At 32.0% G+C, this 21,297-nt stretch carries 18 protein-coding genes; 10 read left to right on the top strand and 8 right to left on the bottom strand.

Annotated elements, in window-relative coordinates; all coding sequences use genetic code 4:
- The first annotated feature begins 197 nt into the window (after positions 1-197).
- The 4 genes from K4L35_RS00810 (at position 198) to K4L35_RS00795 (ending at position 7,969) form a co-directional block, all read left to right on the top strand.
- Positions 198-881, top strand: a complete 684-nt coding sequence (locus K4L35_RS00810) for an MPN527 family putative ECF transporter permease subunit (protein ID WP_221617692.1) — start codon at positions 198-200, stop codon at positions 879-881.
- A complete protein-coding gene (locus tag K4L35_RS00805) occupies positions 871-3,219 on the top strand; it encodes a class I tRNA ligase family protein (RefSeq protein ID WP_221617691.1) in 2,349 nt (782 codons plus the stop codon). The genes K4L35_RS00810 and K4L35_RS00805 overlap by 11 nt, the downstream gene beginning before the upstream one ends.
- 9 nt (positions 3,220-3,228) lie before the next feature.
- The gene (gene lon, locus K4L35_RS00800) at positions 3,229-5,901 is read left to right on the top strand and encodes an endopeptidase La (protein WP_221617690.1); all 2,673 of its coding nucleotides are present in this window, start codon (positions 3,229-3,231) and stop codon (positions 5,899-5,901) included.
- Positions 5,902-6,025: 124 nt separating this feature from the next.
- Complete coding sequence (locus K4L35_RS00795) at positions 6,026-7,969, top strand: transketolase (protein ID WP_221617689.1); 1,944 nt, start codon at positions 6,026-6,028, stop codon at positions 7,967-7,969.
- Between the two features lie 161 nt (positions 7,970-8,130).
- Here K4L35_RS00795 and K4L35_RS00790 read toward each other — a convergent pair whose 3' ends face one another.
- Genes K4L35_RS00790 through mnmG form a run of 3 tightly spaced genes read right to left on the bottom strand, consistent with a single transcriptional unit; the run spans position 8,131 to position 11,876 of the window.
- Entirely contained in the window at positions 8,131-9,612 is a 1,482-nt protein-coding gene (locus K4L35_RS00790; RefSeq protein WP_221617688.1) for a hypothetical protein, read from the bottom strand.
- A gap of 7 nt (positions 9,613-9,619) precedes the next feature.
- Entirely contained in the window at positions 9,620-10,057 is a 438-nt protein-coding gene (locus K4L35_RS00785; protein ID WP_221617687.1) for a 23S rRNA (pseudouridine(1915)-N(3))-methyltransferase RlmH, read from the bottom strand.
- The gene (mnmG, locus tag K4L35_RS00780) at positions 10,047-11,876 is read right to left on the bottom strand and encodes a tRNA uridine-5-carboxymethylaminomethyl(34) synthesis enzyme MnmG (RefSeq protein WP_221617854.1); all 1,830 of its coding nucleotides are present in this window, start codon (positions 11,874-11,876) and stop codon (positions 10,047-10,049) included. Before mnmG ends, K4L35_RS00785 begins: the two co-directional genes overlap by 11 nt.
- A 139-nt stretch (positions 11,877-12,015) precedes the next feature.
- Here mnmG and nadE point away from each other — a divergent pair, with 139 nt between their 5' ends.
- From nadE to K4L35_RS00765, 3 genes are read left to right on the top strand one after another with little or no spacing between them, the layout of a single operon-like run.
- Entirely contained in the window at positions 12,016-12,810 is a 795-nt protein-coding gene (gene nadE / locus K4L35_RS00775; protein ID WP_221617686.1) for an NAD(+) synthase, read from the top strand.
- A 12-nt stretch (positions 12,811-12,822) separates the two neighbouring features.
- Positions 12,823-13,548, top strand: coding sequence for a YebC/PmpR family DNA-binding transcriptional regulator (locus K4L35_RS00770; protein ID WP_221617685.1), 726 nt, complete (start codon positions 12,823-12,825; stop codon positions 13,546-13,548).
- Positions 13,549-13,552: 4 nt separating this feature from the next.
- A complete protein-coding gene (locus K4L35_RS00765) occupies positions 13,553-14,608 on the top strand; it encodes a ZIP family metal transporter (protein WP_221617684.1) in 1,056 nt (351 codons plus the stop codon).
- Positions 14,609-14,757: 149 nt separating this feature from the next.
- Here K4L35_RS00765 and ftsZ read toward each other — a convergent pair whose 3' ends face one another.
- Genes ftsZ through K4L35_RS00745 form a run of 4 tightly spaced genes read right to left on the bottom strand, consistent with a single transcriptional unit; the run spans position 14,758 to position 18,502 of the window.
- The gene (ftsZ, locus tag K4L35_RS00760; RefSeq protein ID WP_221617683.1) at positions 14,758-15,966 is read right to left on the bottom strand and encodes a cell division protein FtsZ; all 1,209 of its coding nucleotides are present in this window, start codon (positions 15,964-15,966) and stop codon (positions 14,758-14,760) included.
- A gap of 11 nt (positions 15,967-15,977) precedes the next feature.
- Positions 15,978-17,156 carry an MAG3720 family protein gene (locus K4L35_RS00755; RefSeq protein ID WP_221617682.1) on the bottom strand — a complete coding sequence of 393 codons (1,179 nt, stop codon included), beginning with the start codon at positions 17,154-17,156 and terminating at the stop codon, positions 15,978-15,980.
- Positions 17,146-18,072 carry a 16S rRNA (cytosine(1402)-N(4))-methyltransferase RsmH gene (gene rsmH / locus K4L35_RS00750; protein WP_221617681.1) on the bottom strand — a complete coding sequence of 309 codons (927 nt, stop codon included), beginning with the start codon at positions 18,070-18,072 and terminating at the stop codon, positions 17,146-17,148. The genes K4L35_RS00755 and rsmH overlap by 11 nt, the downstream gene beginning before the upstream one ends.
- Positions 18,065-18,502 carry a division/cell wall cluster transcriptional repressor MraZ gene (locus tag K4L35_RS00745; RefSeq protein ID WP_221617680.1) on the bottom strand — a complete coding sequence of 146 codons (438 nt, stop codon included), beginning with the start codon at positions 18,500-18,502 and terminating at the stop codon, positions 18,065-18,067. The genes rsmH and K4L35_RS00745 overlap by 8 nt, the downstream gene beginning before the upstream one ends.
- Before the next feature lie 294 nt (positions 18,503-18,796).
- Here K4L35_RS00745 and rpsF point away from each other — a divergent pair, with 294 nt between their 5' ends.
- From rpsF to rpsR, 3 genes are read left to right on the top strand one after another with little or no spacing between them, the layout of a single operon-like run.
- Positions 18,797-19,159: a 30S ribosomal protein S6 gene (gene rpsF / locus K4L35_RS00740; RefSeq protein ID WP_221617679.1), complete on the top strand. Its 363-nt coding sequence runs from the start codon at positions 18,797-18,799 to the stop codon at positions 19,157-19,159.
- Positions 19,160-19,173: 14 nt separating this feature from the next.
- Complete coding sequence (locus K4L35_RS00735) at positions 19,174-19,728, top strand: single-stranded DNA-binding protein (protein ID WP_221617678.1); 555 nt, start codon at positions 19,174-19,176, stop codon at positions 19,726-19,728.
- A gap of 16 nt (positions 19,729-19,744) precedes the next feature.
- On the top strand, positions 19,745-19,999 hold the full coding sequence (rpsR, locus tag K4L35_RS00730) for a 30S ribosomal protein S18 (RefSeq protein WP_221617677.1): 255 nt from the start codon (positions 19,745-19,747) through the stop codon (positions 19,997-19,999).
- 49 nt (positions 20,000-20,048) lie between these two features.
- Here rpsR and K4L35_RS00725 read toward each other — a convergent pair whose 3' ends face one another.
- Entirely contained in the window at positions 20,049-21,284 is a 1,236-nt protein-coding gene (locus K4L35_RS00725; protein WP_221617676.1) for a restriction endonuclease subunit S, read from the bottom strand.
- Positions 21,285-21,297 lie beyond the last annotated feature (13 nt).

Below are 21,297 nucleotides of genomic sequence, written 5' to 3'. Positions count from 1 at the left end.
GCAATGGGTTAAAAATCAATCTTAAAAAAAGCAAATTTAGCAAATAAGATGCTAATCTGCAAAAATTTTTTTGCATTTTGAATTTGAGTTTGCGTTTTGTTGCTTATTTATAGATCAAAAAACGCAAAGTATTACCGTTTTAAAAACTTACAAAAAAATATAAACAATATAAAATTTAAATAAGTATTTATTTAATCATGGAAAAAACAATTTTTAGCAAACAAATGACCATAAGAGAGATATCTTTTGCTGCCTTAATTCTGGCTATGACGATTGTACTTTCTTCAATTACAAACAAGTTTAAAGTGTCGTTTTTAAGTCCTGATTTTTCATTAGTGCCAATTTTATTCTGCTTTTTGTTTGTTTCAAAAAGATCTGGTTTATTAGTGCTGGTCTCGAAATTTTTATTAGGACCTTTAATTTCATCTTCTGCATTTGGGCTCGCTTCTTACTTTGGTCACTTTATTTCTCTCATTTCGATTTCGAGTTTTGTTTGTTTTTACTTATTGTTTAGCAAAATAGCAAAAAAATTGAACCTCGAAAAGCATGAATACTTATTTATTGCATTTTTTGCCATTCTATACTGCACGGCATTGATGACTATTTTAAATACTTTTTTATTTAATTCAATTTATTTCTATCTGTTTGGATTCTTGAAAACCCCATTTTTAAATGATCTTCTTACTAATTACCAAAAGTTTAAAGGATACTTCTTTGGAATTGATAACTATTATTTTGCATCATTTACACTTTATGGAATTTTCAATTTAGCAAACCTAATGATTGTAAGTTGATTATTTTACGGACTTTACTACTTCAACAAAAAAACAAAGGCTTTTAGCCATCTAAAATACAAAATAGGAGATTATTATGAGTACTAAAACTTATGACTTTAGCAAAATTGAGCAAAAATGAAATCAATACTGATTAGAAAATGACTCATTTGAACCATTAAAAGATAAAACATTACCTAAAAAGTACATTTTAAGCATGTTTCCTTATCCAAGTGGTAAGTTGCACATGGGTCATGCTCGTAATTATTCTTTAGGTGACACTTTTGCCCGTTACTACCGTCGTAGAGGGTATAATGTTTTCCATCCATTTGGATGAGACGCTTTTGGACTACCTGCCGAAAATGCAGCGATTAAAAACCAAATTCACCCTGGAACTTGAACATACGACAACATTAATAGCATGAATGCTGAATTACAAAAATTAGGTCTATCTTTTGCTTGAAACTACCAATCAATTACGGCAAATCCTGATTACACAAAATGAGAACAATTCTTATTTATCAAACTATGGGAAAAAGGTTTAATTTACAAGAAAAAAACTTTGTTAAACTTTTGTGAAAAAGATAATACAGTTTTAGCAAACGAACAAGTTGTTGACAACAAGTGTTGAAGATGTGATGAAGTTGTGGTCAAAAAAGAAATGGAACAATACTACTTAAAAATCACAGATTATGCTCAAGAATTACTTGATGATTTACAAAGTCTTGAAGGACACTGACCTCAACAAGTGTTGACAATGCAAAAAAACTGAATCGGTCGTAAAGAAGCATACGAACTTGATTTTGAAATTGTTATTTCAGGATATGATCTTGAAAACAAAACTGTTTCAGTGTTTGAAGATAATGCAGATGTTTTACCTTATCCAAGTTTTGTAGCCTTAAACGCAAATTCTGCACTAGTTAAAGAATTACTTTCTAAAAACTACTTTAATCAAGAGCAAAAGGCAACGATTGAAAAAATCAACGCTAACATCAACTCAAAAATATTTAATGAGAAAGTTTACTTAAAACTTGAAAATGCAGTAGCAAAAAGCCATTCCATTGCCCAAGATCTACCAGTTTACATCATTGATTTTTCTAGTGTAAATCCAAACGAAGACGCGATTGTTGGAAGTTATCAAAAAGAAAGAGATGCTCAATTCTTAGATTTTTACCAATTAGACTATAAAAAAGACCAAAAATCAAACTTTGATCTTTCACAAGATAAAAAGGTTAAATATAACTTAAGAGATTGAGGGATTTCACGTCAAAGATATTGAGGAACACCAATTCCACTTGTTAAGTGTGATTCATGTAACGAAATTAATCCTGTAAAAGCAGAACACTTACCAGTTTTACTGCCTCATAAAGTTGAATTTACAGGTTTTGGAAATCCATTAGACTCAAATAAAGAATGACAAAAAACAAAATGTCCTAAATGTGGAGCAGATGCTAAACGTGAAACTGATACTTTGGATACTTTTGTGGAATCAAGTTGATATTTCTTAAGATATACAACGCCTGCAGAACAAAGAGAGGAAACTGCTTTTGTTAAAGAAGAACTAGAATACTGAAACCAAGTTGATCACTACATTGGTGGAATCGAACATGCTATTTTACACCTTCTTTACTCACGTTTCTTTACAAAAGCGTTAGCAGATTTAGATTTAGTAAGCTTTAGAGAACCTTTTAAAAATCTTTTAACACAAGGAATGGTTTTAAAAGACGGTTCAAAAATGTCTAAATCAAAAGGGAATGTCGTGGAACCAGTTGATATGATTCAAAAATTTGGTGCTGACACAACGAGATTATTTATCTTATTTGCAGCCCCTCCTCAAAAAGAACTAGATTGACAAGAATCAAGTGTTAATGGATGTTTTAAATTTTTAAAACGCGTGTTTGAAGTTTCAAACCAAGTGAACCATGAAGATGACATTAAAACAATCAAAGATCTAACTTTATCATCAGTTGAAAAAAATGCTAGAAAAAAACTTTACCAAGGACTACAGAAATCAAAAGATGTTTTCGAAAATCCACAAAACGAGTTCGCATTTAACACAATAATAGCTTGATGCATGGAAACTCTAAATGCTTATTCAGAAGTAACAAGAAGTGTTTTATTAAAAGAATATCTTTATGTAACTTTAAACATTTTGGAACCATTTGCTCCATATTTATCATGAGAGTTATCAAAAGAATTTTTCGACTTAAAAAACTTAAAAGACTTTACCATAGACCAAAACGCCTTAGTTGATGATGAAGTCAAATATGGAATTACAGTTAATGGAAAAGCTAGAGGTGAAATAACACTTTCAAAAGACGCAACTAAAGAAGAAGCTCTTGAAGCAGCTAAAGCTGCAGTTTCTAAATGACTAGAGAACAAAGATGTCGTTAAAGAAATTTTTGTTCCAAACAAACTTATAAATATTGTTGTAAAAGACAAATAAGGAGAATGAATGATTTATAAAGCACTCTGAACCGAAATTGATCGTGTTGCCTTTCCAGGTAACATAGGTGTAATGGAAGTTCCTTCTACTGAAGTTAATTTCCTTAAGAAATTAATGGAAAAAGATAATGCAAAATTAGCATTAATTATCGAAGGTAACGGAAATAACTCTGATTACTACCAAGAAAATGGTTTTTTGGATCTTGCAGCAATTATTAAGCCGATTAAACTTGAAGAACCAGAACCAGGAAAATTCGTTTTATTCTATAAAACAAAGTCAAAAGGAAAAATTAACAAATTCCTAGACTATAAAGAATTTGAAGCTAAAAAAGAACAAAATACAGAGTTGTACGCAGCCATAATCGAGTACAACCTTGAAAAAACATGACAACAAAATTTTGCTTTTGAGTTTCCAGACTATCCTTTTGTTGAAATTTCTGAGAAAAAAGTTGATATCTTATCTCAAGCATTTGCAGGACATCCAGAATTTGATGGTGTTTTAAGTCATGTTACAAAAAACATTGAAGAATTCAATCGTATTCTTTTAATCTTTAAGCAAACAGATAGCTCTTACAATCTATTTGCTAACATCCCTTACTCAAATGACATCATTACATCAAACTGAGTTGAGCAGCTATATTTTGAAGTTGATAACAAATCGCTTTCTCAATATGCTCCCGAAGTAAGATTGCTAGCGATGTTTGGTTTCTTCATCGATTCTGAACTTTCATTTGATAAAACAGCATTATTTACGGCTGAAAACGCAACTAAAATTGTTGAAGTATTTGCTAAATGAGCAACATCTGCAGCTGCTCATATGCGTTTAGAAAACGAAATTACAGGAGAAATTTCTGAAAAACTGCAATCACAACAAAATGAGTATTACCTACGTGAAAAAATGAAGGTAATTAAAGATCGTTTAAATGAAACAGATGAAGCTGAAGACGAATTTCAAAAAACACTTTCAGACAAAAAATTAAACAAAATTTACCCTGAATCTGTTAAAAAAATGATTGCTAACGAACAAGCAAGAGCTGAAAACATGATGCCTTCTTCTCCTGAAGCAAACATTGCCAAAACATTCGTTGACAACTTGAAAAAATTACCATGAAGAAAAACAAGAATTGATGTTTTAGACATTAAAAAAACCCGTGAAGTTCTTGATAAATACCACTATGGATTAGAGGAAGTTAAAGAAAGAATCATCGAGTATTTAGGTGTTTTAATTAAGAAAAAATCAGTTGATAAAAACAGCAAAAAGAATTACTTAAAAATTGATAAAGATTACCAAATCGATCTAAGCCTTTTCAAAGAAAATGACAAAATACCGACAGAAATTGAATACAACAATGTACCAATCTTGACACTTGTGGGTCCTCCAGGTACAGGTAAGACATCACTTTCTAAAGCAATCGCAGAAGCTTTAAACAAGGAATTCGTAAAAATTTCGCTTGGTGGAGTACATGACGAAAGTGAAATCCGTGGGCACAGAAGAACATACGTTGGAGCAATGCCAGGAAAAATTGTTAAAGCAATTATGAAGGCTGAAGTTTCTAACCCTCTAATCTTGTTAGATGAAATTGACAAAATGGCTTCAAATCAAAAAGGTGATCCTGCATCAGCGATGCTTGAAGTTTTAGATCCTGAACAAAATACAAAATTCCAAGACCACTATCTAGAACATGAATATGACTTATCTAAAGCTCTATTCATTGCAACAGCCAACTACTACGAAGAAATCCCTGAAGCACTTCTAGATCGTGTCGAAATTATTAACTTAAGTGCCTATACAGCAACAGAAAAAGTAAAAATCGCTCGTAATTACTTAATACCAAAAACAATTAAACAAGCAAGTTTAACACCTGAACAATTCCAAATTTCAGATGAAGTTCTTTTATACACAATTAAACACTATACGCTTGAAGCTGGTGTGCGTGGACTAAAAAGAGCTCTTGATGCCCTAGCACGTAAAGTAGTTGTTAAAACGCTTGAGGATGAAACAATTCAAGAATTTGTTTTAGATAAAGAAACAGTAACGCAAATGTTAGGAACAATCAAATTTAAGGAAGAAACACCTGAGGTTGATATTGAACCTGGATCTGTAACTGGTCTTGCTTATACATCTGCTGGTGGTTCAACACTACAAATCGAAGTTACAACATATCCTGGAAAAGGTGAACTAAAACTAACTGGTCAACTTAAAGACGTTATGCAAGAATCAGCGCAAATTGCCCTTACATACGTAAGAGCACACGCTCAAGAGTTTGGTATTGAAGACTTTGATTTTGAAAACACAAATATTCACATTCACGTTCCTGAAGGTGCTGTACCTAAAGATGGTCCAAGTGCTGGTGTTACTTTCACAACAGCAATTATTTCAGCTCTTTCACAACGAGCTGTTCCTGCTATTTACGGTATGACGGGTGAAATAACTCTGCGTGGAAAAGTGCTTGAGATTGGTGGTTTAAAAGAGAAATCATTCGCTGCTCGTGAGAAAAAACTAAAATATGTTTTTATCCCTGAAAACAATACAAAAAACTTAAGAGATGTGCACCCTGAAATCAAGAAAGACTTGATTTATGTGCCTGTTTCAAAGTATCAACAAATTTACGATGTGATCTTCTTAAATAAAAAACCACATCAAGAAATCACTTTTACTGAAGAAGAGGATAACAACAAATAAGAAGAGGTTTGTCCTCTTTTTATTATCTTTTGGGGCAAAATATTATGGAAAAAAGTATCCATATTTAAGCTTTATGACTAATATGACTTATAATTAAAATAACTATAACTATATTAGAGGTATTATGAGAAATATTGAAAATAAATTAGTTGCTTCAATGCAAGGTGTTGCGCTTGACTCAATTAACAAAGCAGGTCAAGGTCACATTGGAATGGCAATTGGTGCAGCTCCTATCACTTACACAGTTTGAGGTAAACACTTAAACATTCAAGCGAATGATCCAAAATGAATTAATCGCGATCGTTTCGTGCTTAGTGCTGGACATGGTTCGATGTCAATCTACTCAATCATGCACTTCTTAGGTCTTTTATCAAAAGAAGATATGCAAGAGCACAAACACATCCATTCTAAAACTCCATCTCACCCTGAAATTGATACAAACGACTATGTCGATGCAACAACAGGTCCTTTAGGTCAAGGTGTTGCTATGGGTATCGGAATGGCAATTTCGCAACAATATTTAAAAGAAAGATACAACAAAGAAGGATATAACGTTTTTGATCATGACGTTTTCGTTCTTCATGGTGATGGATGTATTCAAGAAGGTGTTGCTCTTGAAGCTATCCAACTTGCAGGTACGCTAAATCTAAACCGTTTAATCATGATTCATGACTACAACAACGTACAAATTGACTCATATTCAGATGAAGTTAACGGTGTTAAGTTAAAAGAATACTTCAAATCACAAAACTTTGACGTTTTTGAAGCTGACACAAGAGATTTAGAATCAATTGATAAAGCAATTAAAGCCGCTAAAGCTTCAGATAAACCGTCATACATTCAAGTTAAATCAATCATTGCCGAAAACACACCAAACGCAAACAAATCAGCAGGTCACAACGGAATCTTAAAACAAGATGCAACTTTAGAATTTAAACAAAAAATCGGTTTATCAAACGAAGTTCCTTTTGAATACGACCAAGATGTTTACGAATATGCACAATCTCTATGAGATTCTAAAAACGAAAACTATGAAGCTTGATTAGCAATGTATGCAAAATACAGAAAAGCTTACCCTGAATTAGCCCAAGAAATTGAAACAATTTCATCTGGAGAACAAAAATTCGATCTTTCAGGTGTTGAATTTACAGAAACTAACGTAGCAACTAGAAACTACATTGCAACAATTATGCAATACATCGACAAACACTACAAAGGTATTGTTGGAGGATCAGCTGACTTATACAGTGCAACAAAAGTTGGTTTTGCAAAACAATTCAAATCAGAAAGTGGTCAAAACATTAAATACGGTATCCGTGAATTTGCTATGGCAGCAATCAACAATGGAATTAACTTAGATATGAAGCTAAGAACAGTTGATAGTACTTTCTTAGCCTTTGCAGATTACATGAAAGCAGGAATTAGACTTGGTGCCCTAATGGAGCTTCCAGCAATTCACGTCTTCACACACGATTCATACCAAGTTGGAGGAGATGGACCAACACACCAACCATTTGATCAAATTCCAATGCTTCGTGCAATGGCAAATGTAGAAGTTATCCGTCCTGCCGATGAATCTGAAATGCTAGGAGCGTTCCAATTGGCTTTAGATTCTAAAAAAGAACAAGTGGCAATTATTGGATGTCGTCAACCATTAAAATCACTTAACTTATTACCAAAAGGTAAAATGCCAGCTGCTTACATCGTTAAAAACGAAATCAATTACGACGTTTCACTACTTGCTACAGGTTCAGAAGTTCAGTTAGCAATTTCAACAGCAGCAGCTTTAGAAGCTAAAGGAATTAAGGCTCAAGTTCTTTCGGTTCCAAGTCTACAAAGACTTCTAAAAGATGAAAACTTAATTAAATCATTAGGATTACACCTAAAACCAATTTACGCAATTGAGGCAACAAGTGATTCAATGTGATACCGTCTTTCAAAATACAACAAAACCGATGCTTTCTTAGCCAACGGTTATGGATGATCTGAAGATGGTCAAAAAGTATACGAACTAAAAGGTTTCACACCAGAAAACATTTCAGAAAAAGTTGAAGAGTTCTTGAAATAATAAAAAAAGCACTTTTGTGCTTTTTTAATTTAAGAAAACGACTTTTATAACATTTTTATGCAGATTGGTATTACTGCTTACTGTTTTTTTGTACACTCATTAATATCACTTTTTATCTTATGTTATAAATTAATAAAACTGCGTATTTACGCAGTTTTTAGTTATTCTTTAAAATTGCCGTATCAAAAAATCGCTTCAGGATACGCTTTAGAACTTGAAATTGGTTTGATTGTAAAGAAATATTTTCCAGATTTTCCAGCTAATTTTTGATCAGAATACTCTGTATTTTTGATTTCATAATACACTATATCTTCATAACCTTCTAGGCTTTCTCTTAAAAGGTAGTTATTTAAAGTCGATTTAAAATCTTCAAATCAGATAAGAGTTTTGGGATTTTTAAACTCAATGTTTCGACCTATGTAATAAGCTTCAATTTGAGATTGAATATCTTCTGATCAAAAAATAATATTTTGTTTATAATCATCAGACATTTCATTAATTCTAGATTGAATGAAATCGTTAAAACTATCTATTGGTTTTTTGTTAATCTTGCGCATCAAATGATAGTGATCGTTAAAGTTGATCGATAACCAAGGAAGTTTTATTATTGATCCGTCTTTTTTTGTTATGATGACTTCTGTTTCGACTATGACGCGTCCTAGTTGATCTTCTTTTCAAAAGTTGTTTTCTATTCTCTCATTGTCCTTAAGTCTCAAAACATAACTTTCATCTTCGCCTTTTTTATATTTTGGAACTTCTATAAATAGGAGATCTTTTCTTGATTTAATAATGTTTGCAAAAGACAGTGCGTTATAGTTATCTTTAATATAACGATTATCAATAAAGTTGTCAAAGTCGTTTCAATCAAAATTTGTTTTCGACTTATTTACAGATATTTTGGCGTCTTTTAAGTATTCGTCAAAATACAACTGACTTGATTCGTTCTCAAACTTATAGCTTGGATTTATTGCTTTATATGAAAACAAATCAGGCATTTGCAAGTTTATTTCAGGAGCTAATAACGATGAATTTATGTCGTACAATTTGACCAAAACACGATTAACATCATTTTCATTTATTGTTATTTCTACTCTATTTAAATCTGCAAATCCGAATGATTTGAGATATATTTCCATGCATTTTTCTCAATAATAAATTTGCTCTTTATTATTCGATAAACTTTGTTTTCTTAATCTATTTAAAGGGATTAAGTTTGGAAAAATTGTGCTGTATTTTTCGTAATTATCGATGATGCTATAAAAGGCAAAAATCACGTTGAAAGGATTTACACCTTGAAATTTCTCTTGAAGAATTTTCTTTCTTGTTTTAGTGTTTTCGATGTTTGTAAAATCAGTCTTGATTAGAAGATCATAATCTTTTTGAACCTGTTTCACAGTCTTGTTTGTGATTTCGCTGAGTAAAACTTGATTTTCTTTTGGCTCGTTTTTGAATTTAGTCAACACATTGTAATAATTAGAGTTATAAATAGTAAGAAGCTGATCTTTGTTTAAATTTAAAGAGTCTAAAATCTCCTTAACATCACTATTTTGTGTATTTTGCGAATTTGTGCATGAAGAAGAAAAAGAAAAAAGAGCAACTGGTGTTGCTATTACTATAGACAACAATTTACTTACTCTTTTCATATAGTCCTTATTTATGGTATTTTTTGTTATTTAGAATTGAAAAAGCGCGATAAATTTGTTCTCCTAACATCACTCTAAAAAGCTGATGTGGAAATGTCATTTTGCTAAAACATATCTTTTTGCTTTGCTCAAATTCTGACTCGATAACACCATTGCTTCCACCTATAACAAGCGTGATATTATCTTGCCTAAAGATTTCTGAAAACTCTTCACTTTTAAGTTGTTTTCCTTGTAATGAACATAAGTACACTAAAGAGTTTTTAGGTATCTTTTCTAAAATAAGTTTAGTCTCTTTTTCCTTTTTTAAATCAATGTTTTTTTCTTTAACTTCTTTGATTTCAATTATGTTAACAGTGACGAAAGCTGCTGTTTTTCTGATATATTCGTCAAAAAGAACTTTGTAATCTTTTTCTAGTGAACCTATAGCGATGATATTAATTTTCATCTTTTCTCGCTGATTCAATATGGAACATTAGCATTTGAATATCAGCAGGATTAATACCACTAATTCTCGATGCTTGCCCAATTGTTAAAGGTTGAATTTTAAGTAATTTTTGTTTAGCTTCTGTTGCTAAGTTGGCAACTTTATTGTAATCAACTCAAGATGGTATTTTTAAGTTTTCTAACTTTTCAAGCTTTGCTGCAGTGTTTTTTTGTTTTTTAATGTATCCATCTAAACGAACCATTGTTGTCAATTCGTTAGCAAATTCAAAATCACCTAAAACATCTTTTGCTGATACGTCAGGACGAGCTAAAACTTTAACTAAACTAACTCCATTGTTAATTCCGTATTTGATAGCCACAGGATCTTTTGAAGATAAGAATGTAGCTTCTAGTTCTTGAATCTTTTTGTCGATTAATTCATATTTATCTACTACATTTTGGTATTGATCCTTTGTTAAAAGACCTACTTCATATCCATATTTAGAAATTCTAATATCAGGATTGTCGTTTCTTAGCAATAAACGATACTCTGCTCTAGAAGTTAACATACGGTAAGGTTCTTTAGTACCTTTTGTAACTAAATCATCAATTAAAACACCGATATATGCTTCATCACGCTTAATAATTAAAGGTTCTTTATTTTGGAGTTTTAGTCCTGCATTAATTCCAGCCATTAAACCTTGAGCTGCTGCTTCTTCATAACCACTAGTTCCGTTAATCTGCCCTGCTGTAAATAAACCAGAAACTTTTTTAGTTTCAAGAGATGGTTTTAAATCCATAGGATCTAGAGCATCATACTCGATTGCATAAGCCCATTTTTGTACGCGTGCATTTTCAAGACCAGGAATTGTTTTTACCATTTCTTTTTGTACTTCAACAGGCATCGAAGTTGAAAAACCGTTGATGTACATAACATCACCTTCCAATGTTTCGGGTTCAAAGAAAATTTGGTGTCTTTCTTTATCTGCAAAACGCATTATTTTATCTTCAATACTTGGACAGTATCTAGGTCCAACACCCTCAATAACACCTGAGTACATTCCTGAAAGGTGCACGTTTTGTCTAATTAATTCATGTGTTGCAGGCGTTGTATACGTTAAGTAACAAGAAATTTGTTCAGGAAGTTTAACATTTGAACGATTTGAAAAACTTAGAGCTGTATCGTCCAACACTTCTTTTTCAACTTTTGAAAAATCAATGCTATCGCTATAAATTCTTGGTGGTGTCCCTGTTTTTAGTCTTTGAAGTTCAAAACCTAAATCTTTTAGGGATTCAGAAAGCATGTTTGTTGTTTTTTCACCATCAGGTCCAGCAACAGTAACGTCTTGACCTCTAATGATTTTAGAAGTCATATAAGTACCAGTTGTGATAACTAAAGCATCTGCCATAATTTGTGTTCCATCCGAAAGTTCAACACCAACAACTTTGTTTTCGTTTGTTAGAACTTTAAATACTTCAGCTTCAATTAAATCTAAGTTGCTTTGAGCTTCTAAACCTTCACGGATAATTTTTGAATACTTTTCTTTATCAATTTGTGCTCTAATTGCCCTAACTGCAGGACCTTTTGATTCGTTCAACATTTTAATTTGGATCATTGCAAGATCAGCATAATACCCTTGAACTCCACCTAAGGCATCAATCTCTCTTGTGATAATTCCTTTTGCAGGACCACCGATTGAAGGATTGCAAGGCATCATTGCTAAACGATTTAAATTAAAACTGATTAAAGCAGAGTCAATACCCATTTTTGCTAAAGCAAAAGCTGCTTCAACACCAGCATGACCACCACCTACTACAATAGCTTGATATTTGTTTTTCATCATAATTATTAATTATATAAAAAAAGTGAAAAAACGTTGTTTTTGCGTCAATAAATTTAATTTATATATAAATTAAGAGTTTATATTCCTTTTATGTAATATTTACACAAAAAACTGATTTTGTTATAAAATTTAATACATGAAAATAACAGATTATCAAGATAAAGAAATTCGTTTCAACGAAGAGAATGCTTTAAAATATATTGATCACTTAACTGCTTTTATCCAAGAAAGAGTGAAAATTGCAAATGCAAAAGGAATGGTTGTTGGAATTAGTGGTGGAATTGATTCTGCGCTAGTTTTTGCCCTTGCTAAAAAAGCACTAGGCAATAATGTTAAAGGTTATATTATGCCAATCGATAGCATGTCATTTGATATGCCTCACATTAAAAAACTAGAATCAAATCTAGAATCTGAGTTTGAGGTGGTTGATTTAAGTTCGACTTTTCAGACTATCAAACTGGCTTTAAATGTAAAGGACAATCTTTCAATTGCTAACATTAAACCAAGACTTAGAATGACAACTCTTTACGCAAAAGCACAAGAATTAAACTATTTAGTGGCAGGAACTGATAACTATGACGAGTTCTTTATTGGTTATTTTACAAAGTTTGGTGATGGAGGAGCTGATTTACTTCCAATTTCCCATTTAACAAAATCAGAAGTAAGATTTTTAGCTAAATTACTAAACGTACCATCTGAAATTTTAGAAAAAAAACCTTCAGCAGGTCTTTGAGAAGGTCAATCAGATGAAGATGAATTAGGTTTTACATATGCTGATCTTGATTTCTATTTAAGACACTTAGATTCAAGAGACGTGATTGAAAAACACCTCGATGCAGACGTGATTGCAAAAATCGAAAGACGTCATGCATTATCACAACATAAAAGAGATGGAGCTTATAGACCACTTGCTCCAATTAATTTAGATTAAGGAGATTTAAATATGGCTGGACATTCACATGCTGCTAATATCGCCCACCGTAAAGGTGCACAGGATGCTGCAAGAGGAAAAATTTTCCAAAAATTATCAAAGGAAATTTATGTAGCTGCAAGTTTAGGGGGACCTGATGTTGAAACTAACCCTGCTCTGAAATTAGCCGTTTCAAAGGCTAAAGCAAAAAACATGCCAAAAGATAACATCGAAAGAGCAATCGCAAAAGCTAAAGGAGACAAAAACTCTTCTGCGTACATTGAAACATTATTTAATGCGACTGTATCAGGAGGTGTTACTTTCTTAGTTGTTACACTTTCAGACAACATTAACCGTGTTACATCAAATATTCAAGCGTTCTTTAACAAACAAAACGCACCTTTAGGAAAAACAAACCAATTACCTTTTTCATTTGATAAAAAAGGAATCATCGAAATTAGTAAAGAACTAGTTGACGAAGATACTTTAATGATGACTGTTCTTGAAGCAGGAGCAGAAAATCTTGAAGTTGAAGAAGAATCTTATGTTGTTCTAACTCAACCAGATACTTTTAGCGAAGTTAAAAAAGCAATCGAAGAAGATTTAAAAATTGAAACATTTATTCAGTGTGAAGTAACATATATCCCAAATACATATGTTGAAGTAGATGCTGAGAAAAAACAAAAACTGCTTGATTTTGCAGCTAAAGTGGAAGATGACGATGATGTGCAACAAGTTTACCACAACATCGAATTATAATTAGATGAGAGATTTTTTAGAATCGACTAGAAATATCATAGGAGAGGATCTAACAAAGTTATTGCTTGTTTTGGTAACTTTAGCAATACTTCTCTTTATTCCTATCCTTGTTTCATCGATATTACCATTTTTTAGACACAAAATAAAACCAAGATTCAAAGTTTACTTATACGCCTTTATTACAGGGTTTTTCATTGTTATATCACTTTTTGGTTTCATGCGTGAAGCCTTGGAAATATCATCAGTAAATGCACAATCTAAAGGATATTCTCAAAACTGAATATATCTTTCGAATATATCTACCGTAGCTCTTGGAGCTCTTGTAGGTATTTTGTTTTCGTTCGTTGTGAAGTTCGTTATTTCTTATCGTCTAAATAAGAAATTAATTCGATCTAAAAAAATGTCAGCGTTTTACCATTCGCACGATGCCGATGGCTTAGAACATGCTCACACACACGAACATCCTGATTTTATCTTTAACCGTAACGATACAATTGATGTATCATCGCAAGAATTAATTGCTCAAAACACAAAAGACCGTGCCAGAGTTTCAATTGAAAGTAAAGTTGAATCAAAACTAAAGGTAGTTGCTTTATTATTACTTTTAACGCACAGGATTCCTGAAGGTTTAATTCTAGGATACAACCTAAACTTATTTTTAGAAAATAAAGAAACAAACTTAAGTACAGCGTTTTTTGTATCATTGGTGCTTCACTTAATACCTGAAGAAATTGTTTTTTACTACCGTTTAAGAGAAGCAGGATATAAACCTTGAAAATCGTTGCTCTTATCAACAGGAGCTTTATTGCTCTTCTTTCCGTTCATGATGATTGGAATTTATTCAGGTAATTACATTGAGGGGCTTTGATATATAAAGGCGTCAGTTTATTCGTTTATTGGTGGAATATTCCTCTTTACATCTTTGGTTGAATTTTTTCCTGAGTTCTATCACACTCATTTCAATCACAAGAGAAATTGGTTCTTTATCTTATTATGTTTATTTGCAGGAATCATTTTTTCAATCTTTATTATGTCGTTCCATTTACACGGCAAGATCTAACACGCAAAACGTGTTTTTCTTTTACTTATGCTTTATAGGTGTAAAGGCAAAAAAGAAAAAAGCAAGAATCCATCTTGCTTTTTTAAATAGAATGAATATTTAGAGTAGAAGAAGTCACTGATAATAGTCTTTCTTCTTACATCGACTTTCTAGAATCAGTCGCTTGACTTGCTTTCTGTTTCTTCGTATTCATTTTCTTCATACATATCGTCAACATATGGTCCTGAATCATTTGATGAAACTGAATCATATTGAGTTTCATTCATCATTTTGTTTAACTCTGCTTCGTATTGTACTGTTTGTTGTACTACAGGTTGAACGTATGCTGCTGGATCTGCAACAGGTTTTGATGCAGCTGATTCTTCTTTTTGAATCGCGTGTCCAGCAATAATAGATACCTTGAAAATATCTTCGCTTCCTTCGATTGACTCGTGTCCGATGATAATATCATCTTCCACTTCAGGATCTTTGTTTAAGATCTCATTAACTCTTTTAATTGCTGCTCTAACTTCACTTAAAGTAGCTGTTTTATCGTACTGAATGTTAATTAAGAATTTCTCTGCTCCAGCAATTTCTACTGAATATAAATGATTTTGGAATGCTTTTTCAACGGCTTTGATTGCACGGTCTTTACCAGATGCTTGACCTAACCCTACCAAGGTTAGACCTGCATTGTCAAGAACTTTACGTACATCAGCATAGTCGATATTAACTTTACCAATACGGTATAGAATATCGTGAATTGAAATGATAATGTTTTTTAGGTATAGGTTTGACATTCTGAATGCATCATCGACTGGTACGTCTGGATAATGTTCCATTAATTTTTCGTTTGAAACGACAATATATGAATCAACTTTTTGTTTTAGTTTTTCCAATCCTTCTCTTGCTACACGAGAACGTTTTTTACCTTCATCCATGAATGGTGTAGTAACAATTGCAATTGTTAGAGCTCCAGCGTTACGAGCTAACTCAGCAATAACTGGTGCAGCTCCTGTTCCAGTTCCACCTCCGAACCCTGCAGCGATGATTACCACGTCAGCGCCTTTTAGGACTTCTTCGATTTCTCTAGAAGATTCTTTAGCTCTTTTTTCTCCGACTTCAGGATCACTACCAGCACCTAAACCACGTGAATCTTTACCTAAAGGAATTTTAATTTTTGTGTCGTTTTTGAACAGCGCTTGTGCATCTGTGTTCGCAACAACGAATTCGACATTTTTAAAAACATCACGTTCCATCATTTGGATGGCATTATTCCCAGCACCACCTACTCCGATGACCTTTAATGTTATATCAGCACTATTTTGGTTGACAGTGTCGTCGTATTGTGAAAAACTGTTGTTTTCTTTGTTGTACATTTTAAACTCCTTTATATTCTTTTGCGTGGTCTAAATATTTTTTCAAAAAAGTTTGGTTTGCTTTTTTGAGAAATATTTTCTGTCTGTGTAAATACTTTATTACTTAATTTATTAGTTTGTTTCCTTCTCAATAAAATTGCTTCTTCAATAGCTTTGTCGTCTATCTTGAATTCATTGTTAATTAGTTTTTCAATTAGAACTGGTGATTCAAATTGAAATTGAGCTTTATTTTTTAGGAATTTACATAACACATTTGCTATGGCACCACCCACTGCAATTATGTTGAAATTAAGCTTTTCGATTGATTTTTCTTTTAGAAATTGGTTGATTTCTAAAAGAAGATCAGCACAAAATTGGTCAATAATTTCTTTAACCCAGACTACCACGTCTTTGGATAAATAATTATATTCTCAATCTTGGTTTTTTTCAACAAATTCTAAAACTGACTTAAGCACAGATGTTGGAATTAAAGAATTCGTTTGCTCTCTTGTCCTTGCAAAAATATTTTCAATACCCATTGAAATTTGCTTGTACATGATAACAGCTGAATTGTATATAAAGAAAATTGTTGCACAATCATCTTTTACATCTATAAATAAGTTGTATCCGTTTGTTTTAGATAAACTTAGACCTTGTAGTTGCGATTTTGTTGAAAACTCAACATTTGGTAAATTAAATTTAAAAGTATTATAAATGTGATCAAATTTTTCGTCTTTAGTTACAAAGTAACTTGCATTGCAATTTATTTGATTTGCCTGTCTAGCAATCGGAAATTGTCTGTATTCTTTTTCTTGATTATTTAAATCAAGGAGAATATAACGATATTTGTTTAAACCTATTGGTGTTGTTTTTTGATTAAAGATTTTTTGGTTAATATCTTCACTTAAAACAACTTTGGCTTCTTCAGTTAAAAACTGGTTGTTTCAACTTAAAGAAGAATTTATTAATTTCACTTCAAGATTGTCAAAAAAGTTGTCTTCAAAAATCACATTTGTTTGTAATTGTTGGTTTAAAAATCTTTTGTGATATTTTGCTTTCAAGGCTTTGGTTCACTCTTGCAAGTCAAAATTGTCACTTTCAATTTTTTCAGTACCTTTATTAGAAACAAAACCAAAGTTTTCGAACCCTTCGAAAAACAAATATGAGATTTGTTTCTTAGAAAGAGTTATGTTTAAATAACTATTTGTCATTTTTGGAAAGTTTGATTAAGTATCTTAATTTTGCACTTCTTGATCGTCTGTTTTCAGCGATCTCTTTTTCTGAAGGCTTAACTTGTTTTGCGATGAAATCTTTTTGTTCAATGATAGGCAGTTTCGCATGGTGTTTATCTTTAATTAAATCACCAAAAAAATTCTTAACGATTTTGTCTTCGATTGAATGAAAAGTGATAATACTTAACACACCACCTGGTTTTAACATTGATGTTGCGTCTCGTAATACTTGGCGTAATGAATCAAGTTCGTTATTAACTTCGATTCTGATTGCCTGAAATATCGCCTTTGCTGGATTTTTAGCTCTTAATAATGATGCTGGATATGCAGACTTGACAACATCAACTAATTCTAAAGTTGAATTAATCGGTCGATTTTTAATAATAGCTTTCGCAACTTGCCGAGCAAGCTTAACATCAGCGTTTTTTATTAAAATATCCACCAATTCAGCTTCTGAATAATTATTAACGATCGTTTGAGCCGTTAACAGCTGATCTTGATCCATTCGCATATCTAATTCAGCATCTTTGTTGTAGCTAAATCCTCTTGCTGCTTGATCTAATTGAGGTGATGAAACACCTAAATCTGCAATAATACCGTCAACTTGATCGACACCTCTTGCCATTAATTGTGCTTTTATATCTTTGAAATCACTTCTTATTAATGTAAAGTTAGGTGCAATCTGTGACAATCTTTTTTGCGATTGATTTATTGCGTATTCATCTTTATCAAACGAATATAAGTGTCCTTCGTCGCTTAGTTTCTTTAATATATGAGAAGAATGTCCTCCCATACCAAGTGTTAGGTCAACATATACTCCGTCGGGCTTAACTTGTAAACTCTCGACCACTTCTGTCAACATTACAGAATAATGTTCTTGATTTTCATTATTCATTGTCACCTCTTAAAGAAAAGTTTTGTGCGATCAATGAAATTTCTTCGTCTGATATTTCTGACATAAAGTCATCATATCTCTCTTTTGATCAAAGTTCAACAATAGAACCGACACCAACAAAATAGATATCTTTTTGGATAGCAAGTTTCTCGATTAGCAATTTAGGGAATAACATTCTCCCTGATGCATCAAGCATTACTTCAACAGTATTTCCAAGAATCGCTCTTTTTAGGACTCTTGCTTGTTTGTTGAATGAAGATTGGTTTTCCATAACTGCAACGTATTTACTAAAGTCTGATGCGCTTCTGATTTCAGCGTTACCATCAAAACCTAAAGAGATAAAAAGGTGGTTTCCCATCTCGTTTTTTAGAGATGCTGGAAACTGTACACGGTTTTTATCATCAATTTTACGTTCTAGTATTCCGACCATATCTCCCCACTATCCACCACTATTTTACATTTTTATGAAATAAAGCAAGATTTTTTTACAAAAATTTAATTTTTTTAATAACTGTTTTCTGATTTGTGGAATTTTTTTGCAGTTTAAATGGCAAAAATACGCAATACCCATTTTTGGTGGCAAAAAGTGGGTCGAATCGTCGAAAAAATGGCTTATATTATAAGGATCACAAAATGAAAAAATCTATATAATTTAAAAGAGTATTTATATACTTCCTTGGTTGCATGGAATTTAATTGCAACCCTGAGACCAAAAGGAGAAAAAATGTCAAAATACGAGATTATGATTATTGTTGATCCTAAAGCTGAAGTAGAAGTTGCTACAAACCTACTTTCTGAAGTATTCGGAAGTGGTGTTAAAAAAGCTGAAAAATTAGAATTAACACAATTAGCATACACAATCAATAAATCAAACCAAGCACAATACGTTTACGCAGAAGTTGAGACTGAAGAGTCTAACATTGCTGAATTCACACGTAGATCAAACATTCTAAAACCTATCTGAAGACAATTAGTAATTAACTTAGATTCAGAAAAAGGTTACGGGAAAAAACCTAAAGCTAAAAAATCTTTTGTAAGAAAAGAAGTTAAAAGATCTTTACCAAAAGATAAAGCTTCTTCAAAATAATTTAAGGAGTATTTATGAATAGAGTATCGCTTGTTGGTAGAATTTCAAACGAAATTCGTTACAACAAAACACCATCAGGTATCGACTATGTACGTTTTACAGTCGCTGTCAGAAGAAATGTACCAAATTCAACAACAAATAATGCTGATTTTATTCCAGTAGTTGCTTGAAGACAAGAAGCAAAATACATTAACGATTATGCTTTAAAGGGTGCTCTTGTTGCAATCGAAGGTAGAATCTCAGTATCAACATACCAAAACGATCGCCAAGAATTAGTGACCTCGGTAGAGGTGCTATCAGAAAGATTCACATTACTTGAATCAAAAGCAGTAATGGATCAAAGAAGACAAACTGCAGGTGTTGCTTCCTCTAATTCATATAACAACTCATACGCTAAGCAAGCAAGTTATACTTCCGTTGTCGAAGATAACGCAAAAGAAATTTTTGGACCATTCCCAAAACCTACTTTTGGGGTCCAAGAATCAGTTAGCGAAAATAAAAATTTAAATGATTCAACTTCAAAAAGTGAAGAAAATGATTATTTTGTTCACATTGATGATGAATTTTAATTAAAAGGAGATTAAAATGGCTTTCATTAAAAGAAAAGGTTTTTCAAGCAGAAGAAAAGTTTGTGAATTTTGTGAATTAAAACAAGAATATGTAGACTACAAAAATGTAGCTGCACTTAAAAAATACGTAAACGCAACAGGTCAAATTAAACCTTCAGGTGCTACAGGAGCTTGTGCAAAACACCAAAGAAAAATTGCTACAGCTATCAAAAGAGCAAGATTTATTGCTTTAATGCCTTACACAATCGTACGTGTACGTACACAAAAATAATTTAAAAACACGGGCAACCGTGTTTTTTATTTAAACTTGTATAAATTAACTATACTAGCATCATCTTCATCGCCGTTTTCTTAAGTTCTTTAAGTATGTGGATTTCTTTGCTTTGGAGGTTTATAAGCTTATCAAGAGTTTTAAATAATTTTCCAATTTTAGTTTGTTCGGAAAGGGATGGCATTGTTATCGGCAGTTTTTTCATATCTTCGTCTGCAATGCTGACAACTTTTGCTCTAACTCCTCTGAAACCTGTTTTGAGAACATATTCAGTTCAGTTTTTTCCTAAAAAGAAGTACTCTATAAAGTCGTGGTTTTCAGATTTTAACCTAAAAATGTAATACATCGGTGAAGATACACCAACCCTTTTTAAATTATTTCTCATTAATGGTCCTGCTGGAAATGTGTCTGAAATACTAGGATTAAATACAAAGTCATCTTCCCTAACCACATAATATGTATTAATGTTATCGATGTTAGTGATAGATTTAGAAAAAACATCGCTCTGTGTTACTAATCCAAACTTTCCTGAGCAACTAAAAGTTTCTGTGTATTTAAGTTCTTTGTTTTTTTCTTTTACTTTTTCGGATATGTCTCCAAGACATTTTATATTTCATTTGTCATAAAAATTTTTGAACCTGATATGTGGCTCTGTTTTATAGGTATTTACAAAAAAAGTAGAAAGAAGTGAATGTTTCAGAAATTCTAAGTTGTTTATCTTGGATTGTAAATTTTCAAATACTATTTCATAAATTCTAAAAAAGTTACCCAATTCTCTTTGTTCTTCAAAGTTAGGTATACATGAGCTCATTTTTTCTATAGTATTCCTTCTCACGTAAAGAATAGATGTACCTAATCTATTATTTTTAAAGTAATATTGATTATTATTTATATTATATTTTAGAAAAAAGGGGTCTATGTCTTGATTAGGTCTTAGGGCTCCCACTGTTCCATTCAATACATAAGTATTATTTTCTGGAACTAAAACTACTCTTCCTAAATGTTCACCCACACCTTGCTCATTGATCATCATAACCAAATCATTCTTTTGCAAAAGTCAATCAGCTTGATCAACATAAAGTTTAGAGTGAACGAAATTTCCATCAAAACCTACAGTTATCATCTTTGTAAGTTCATACAATCCTTCTGACTTCATGAACTTTTCATAACTTTTACCAGGCATATATGTTGATATTTCTTCTAATTTCTTCAGTTTTCACTCATCTTTGAAAGCTTGAAATCTTATTTGAGGCTGGTTATCTCTCTCTCTCTCTCTCTCTCTCATTCTAAATACCTTC

The organism is Mycoplasma sp. Ms02, from assembly GCF_019720735.1.
Lineage (GTDB): Bacteria > Bacillota_I > Bacilli_A > Mycoplasmatales > Metamycoplasmataceae > Mycoplasmopsis.
This window is presented reverse-complemented; position numbering and strand designations above follow the sequence as displayed.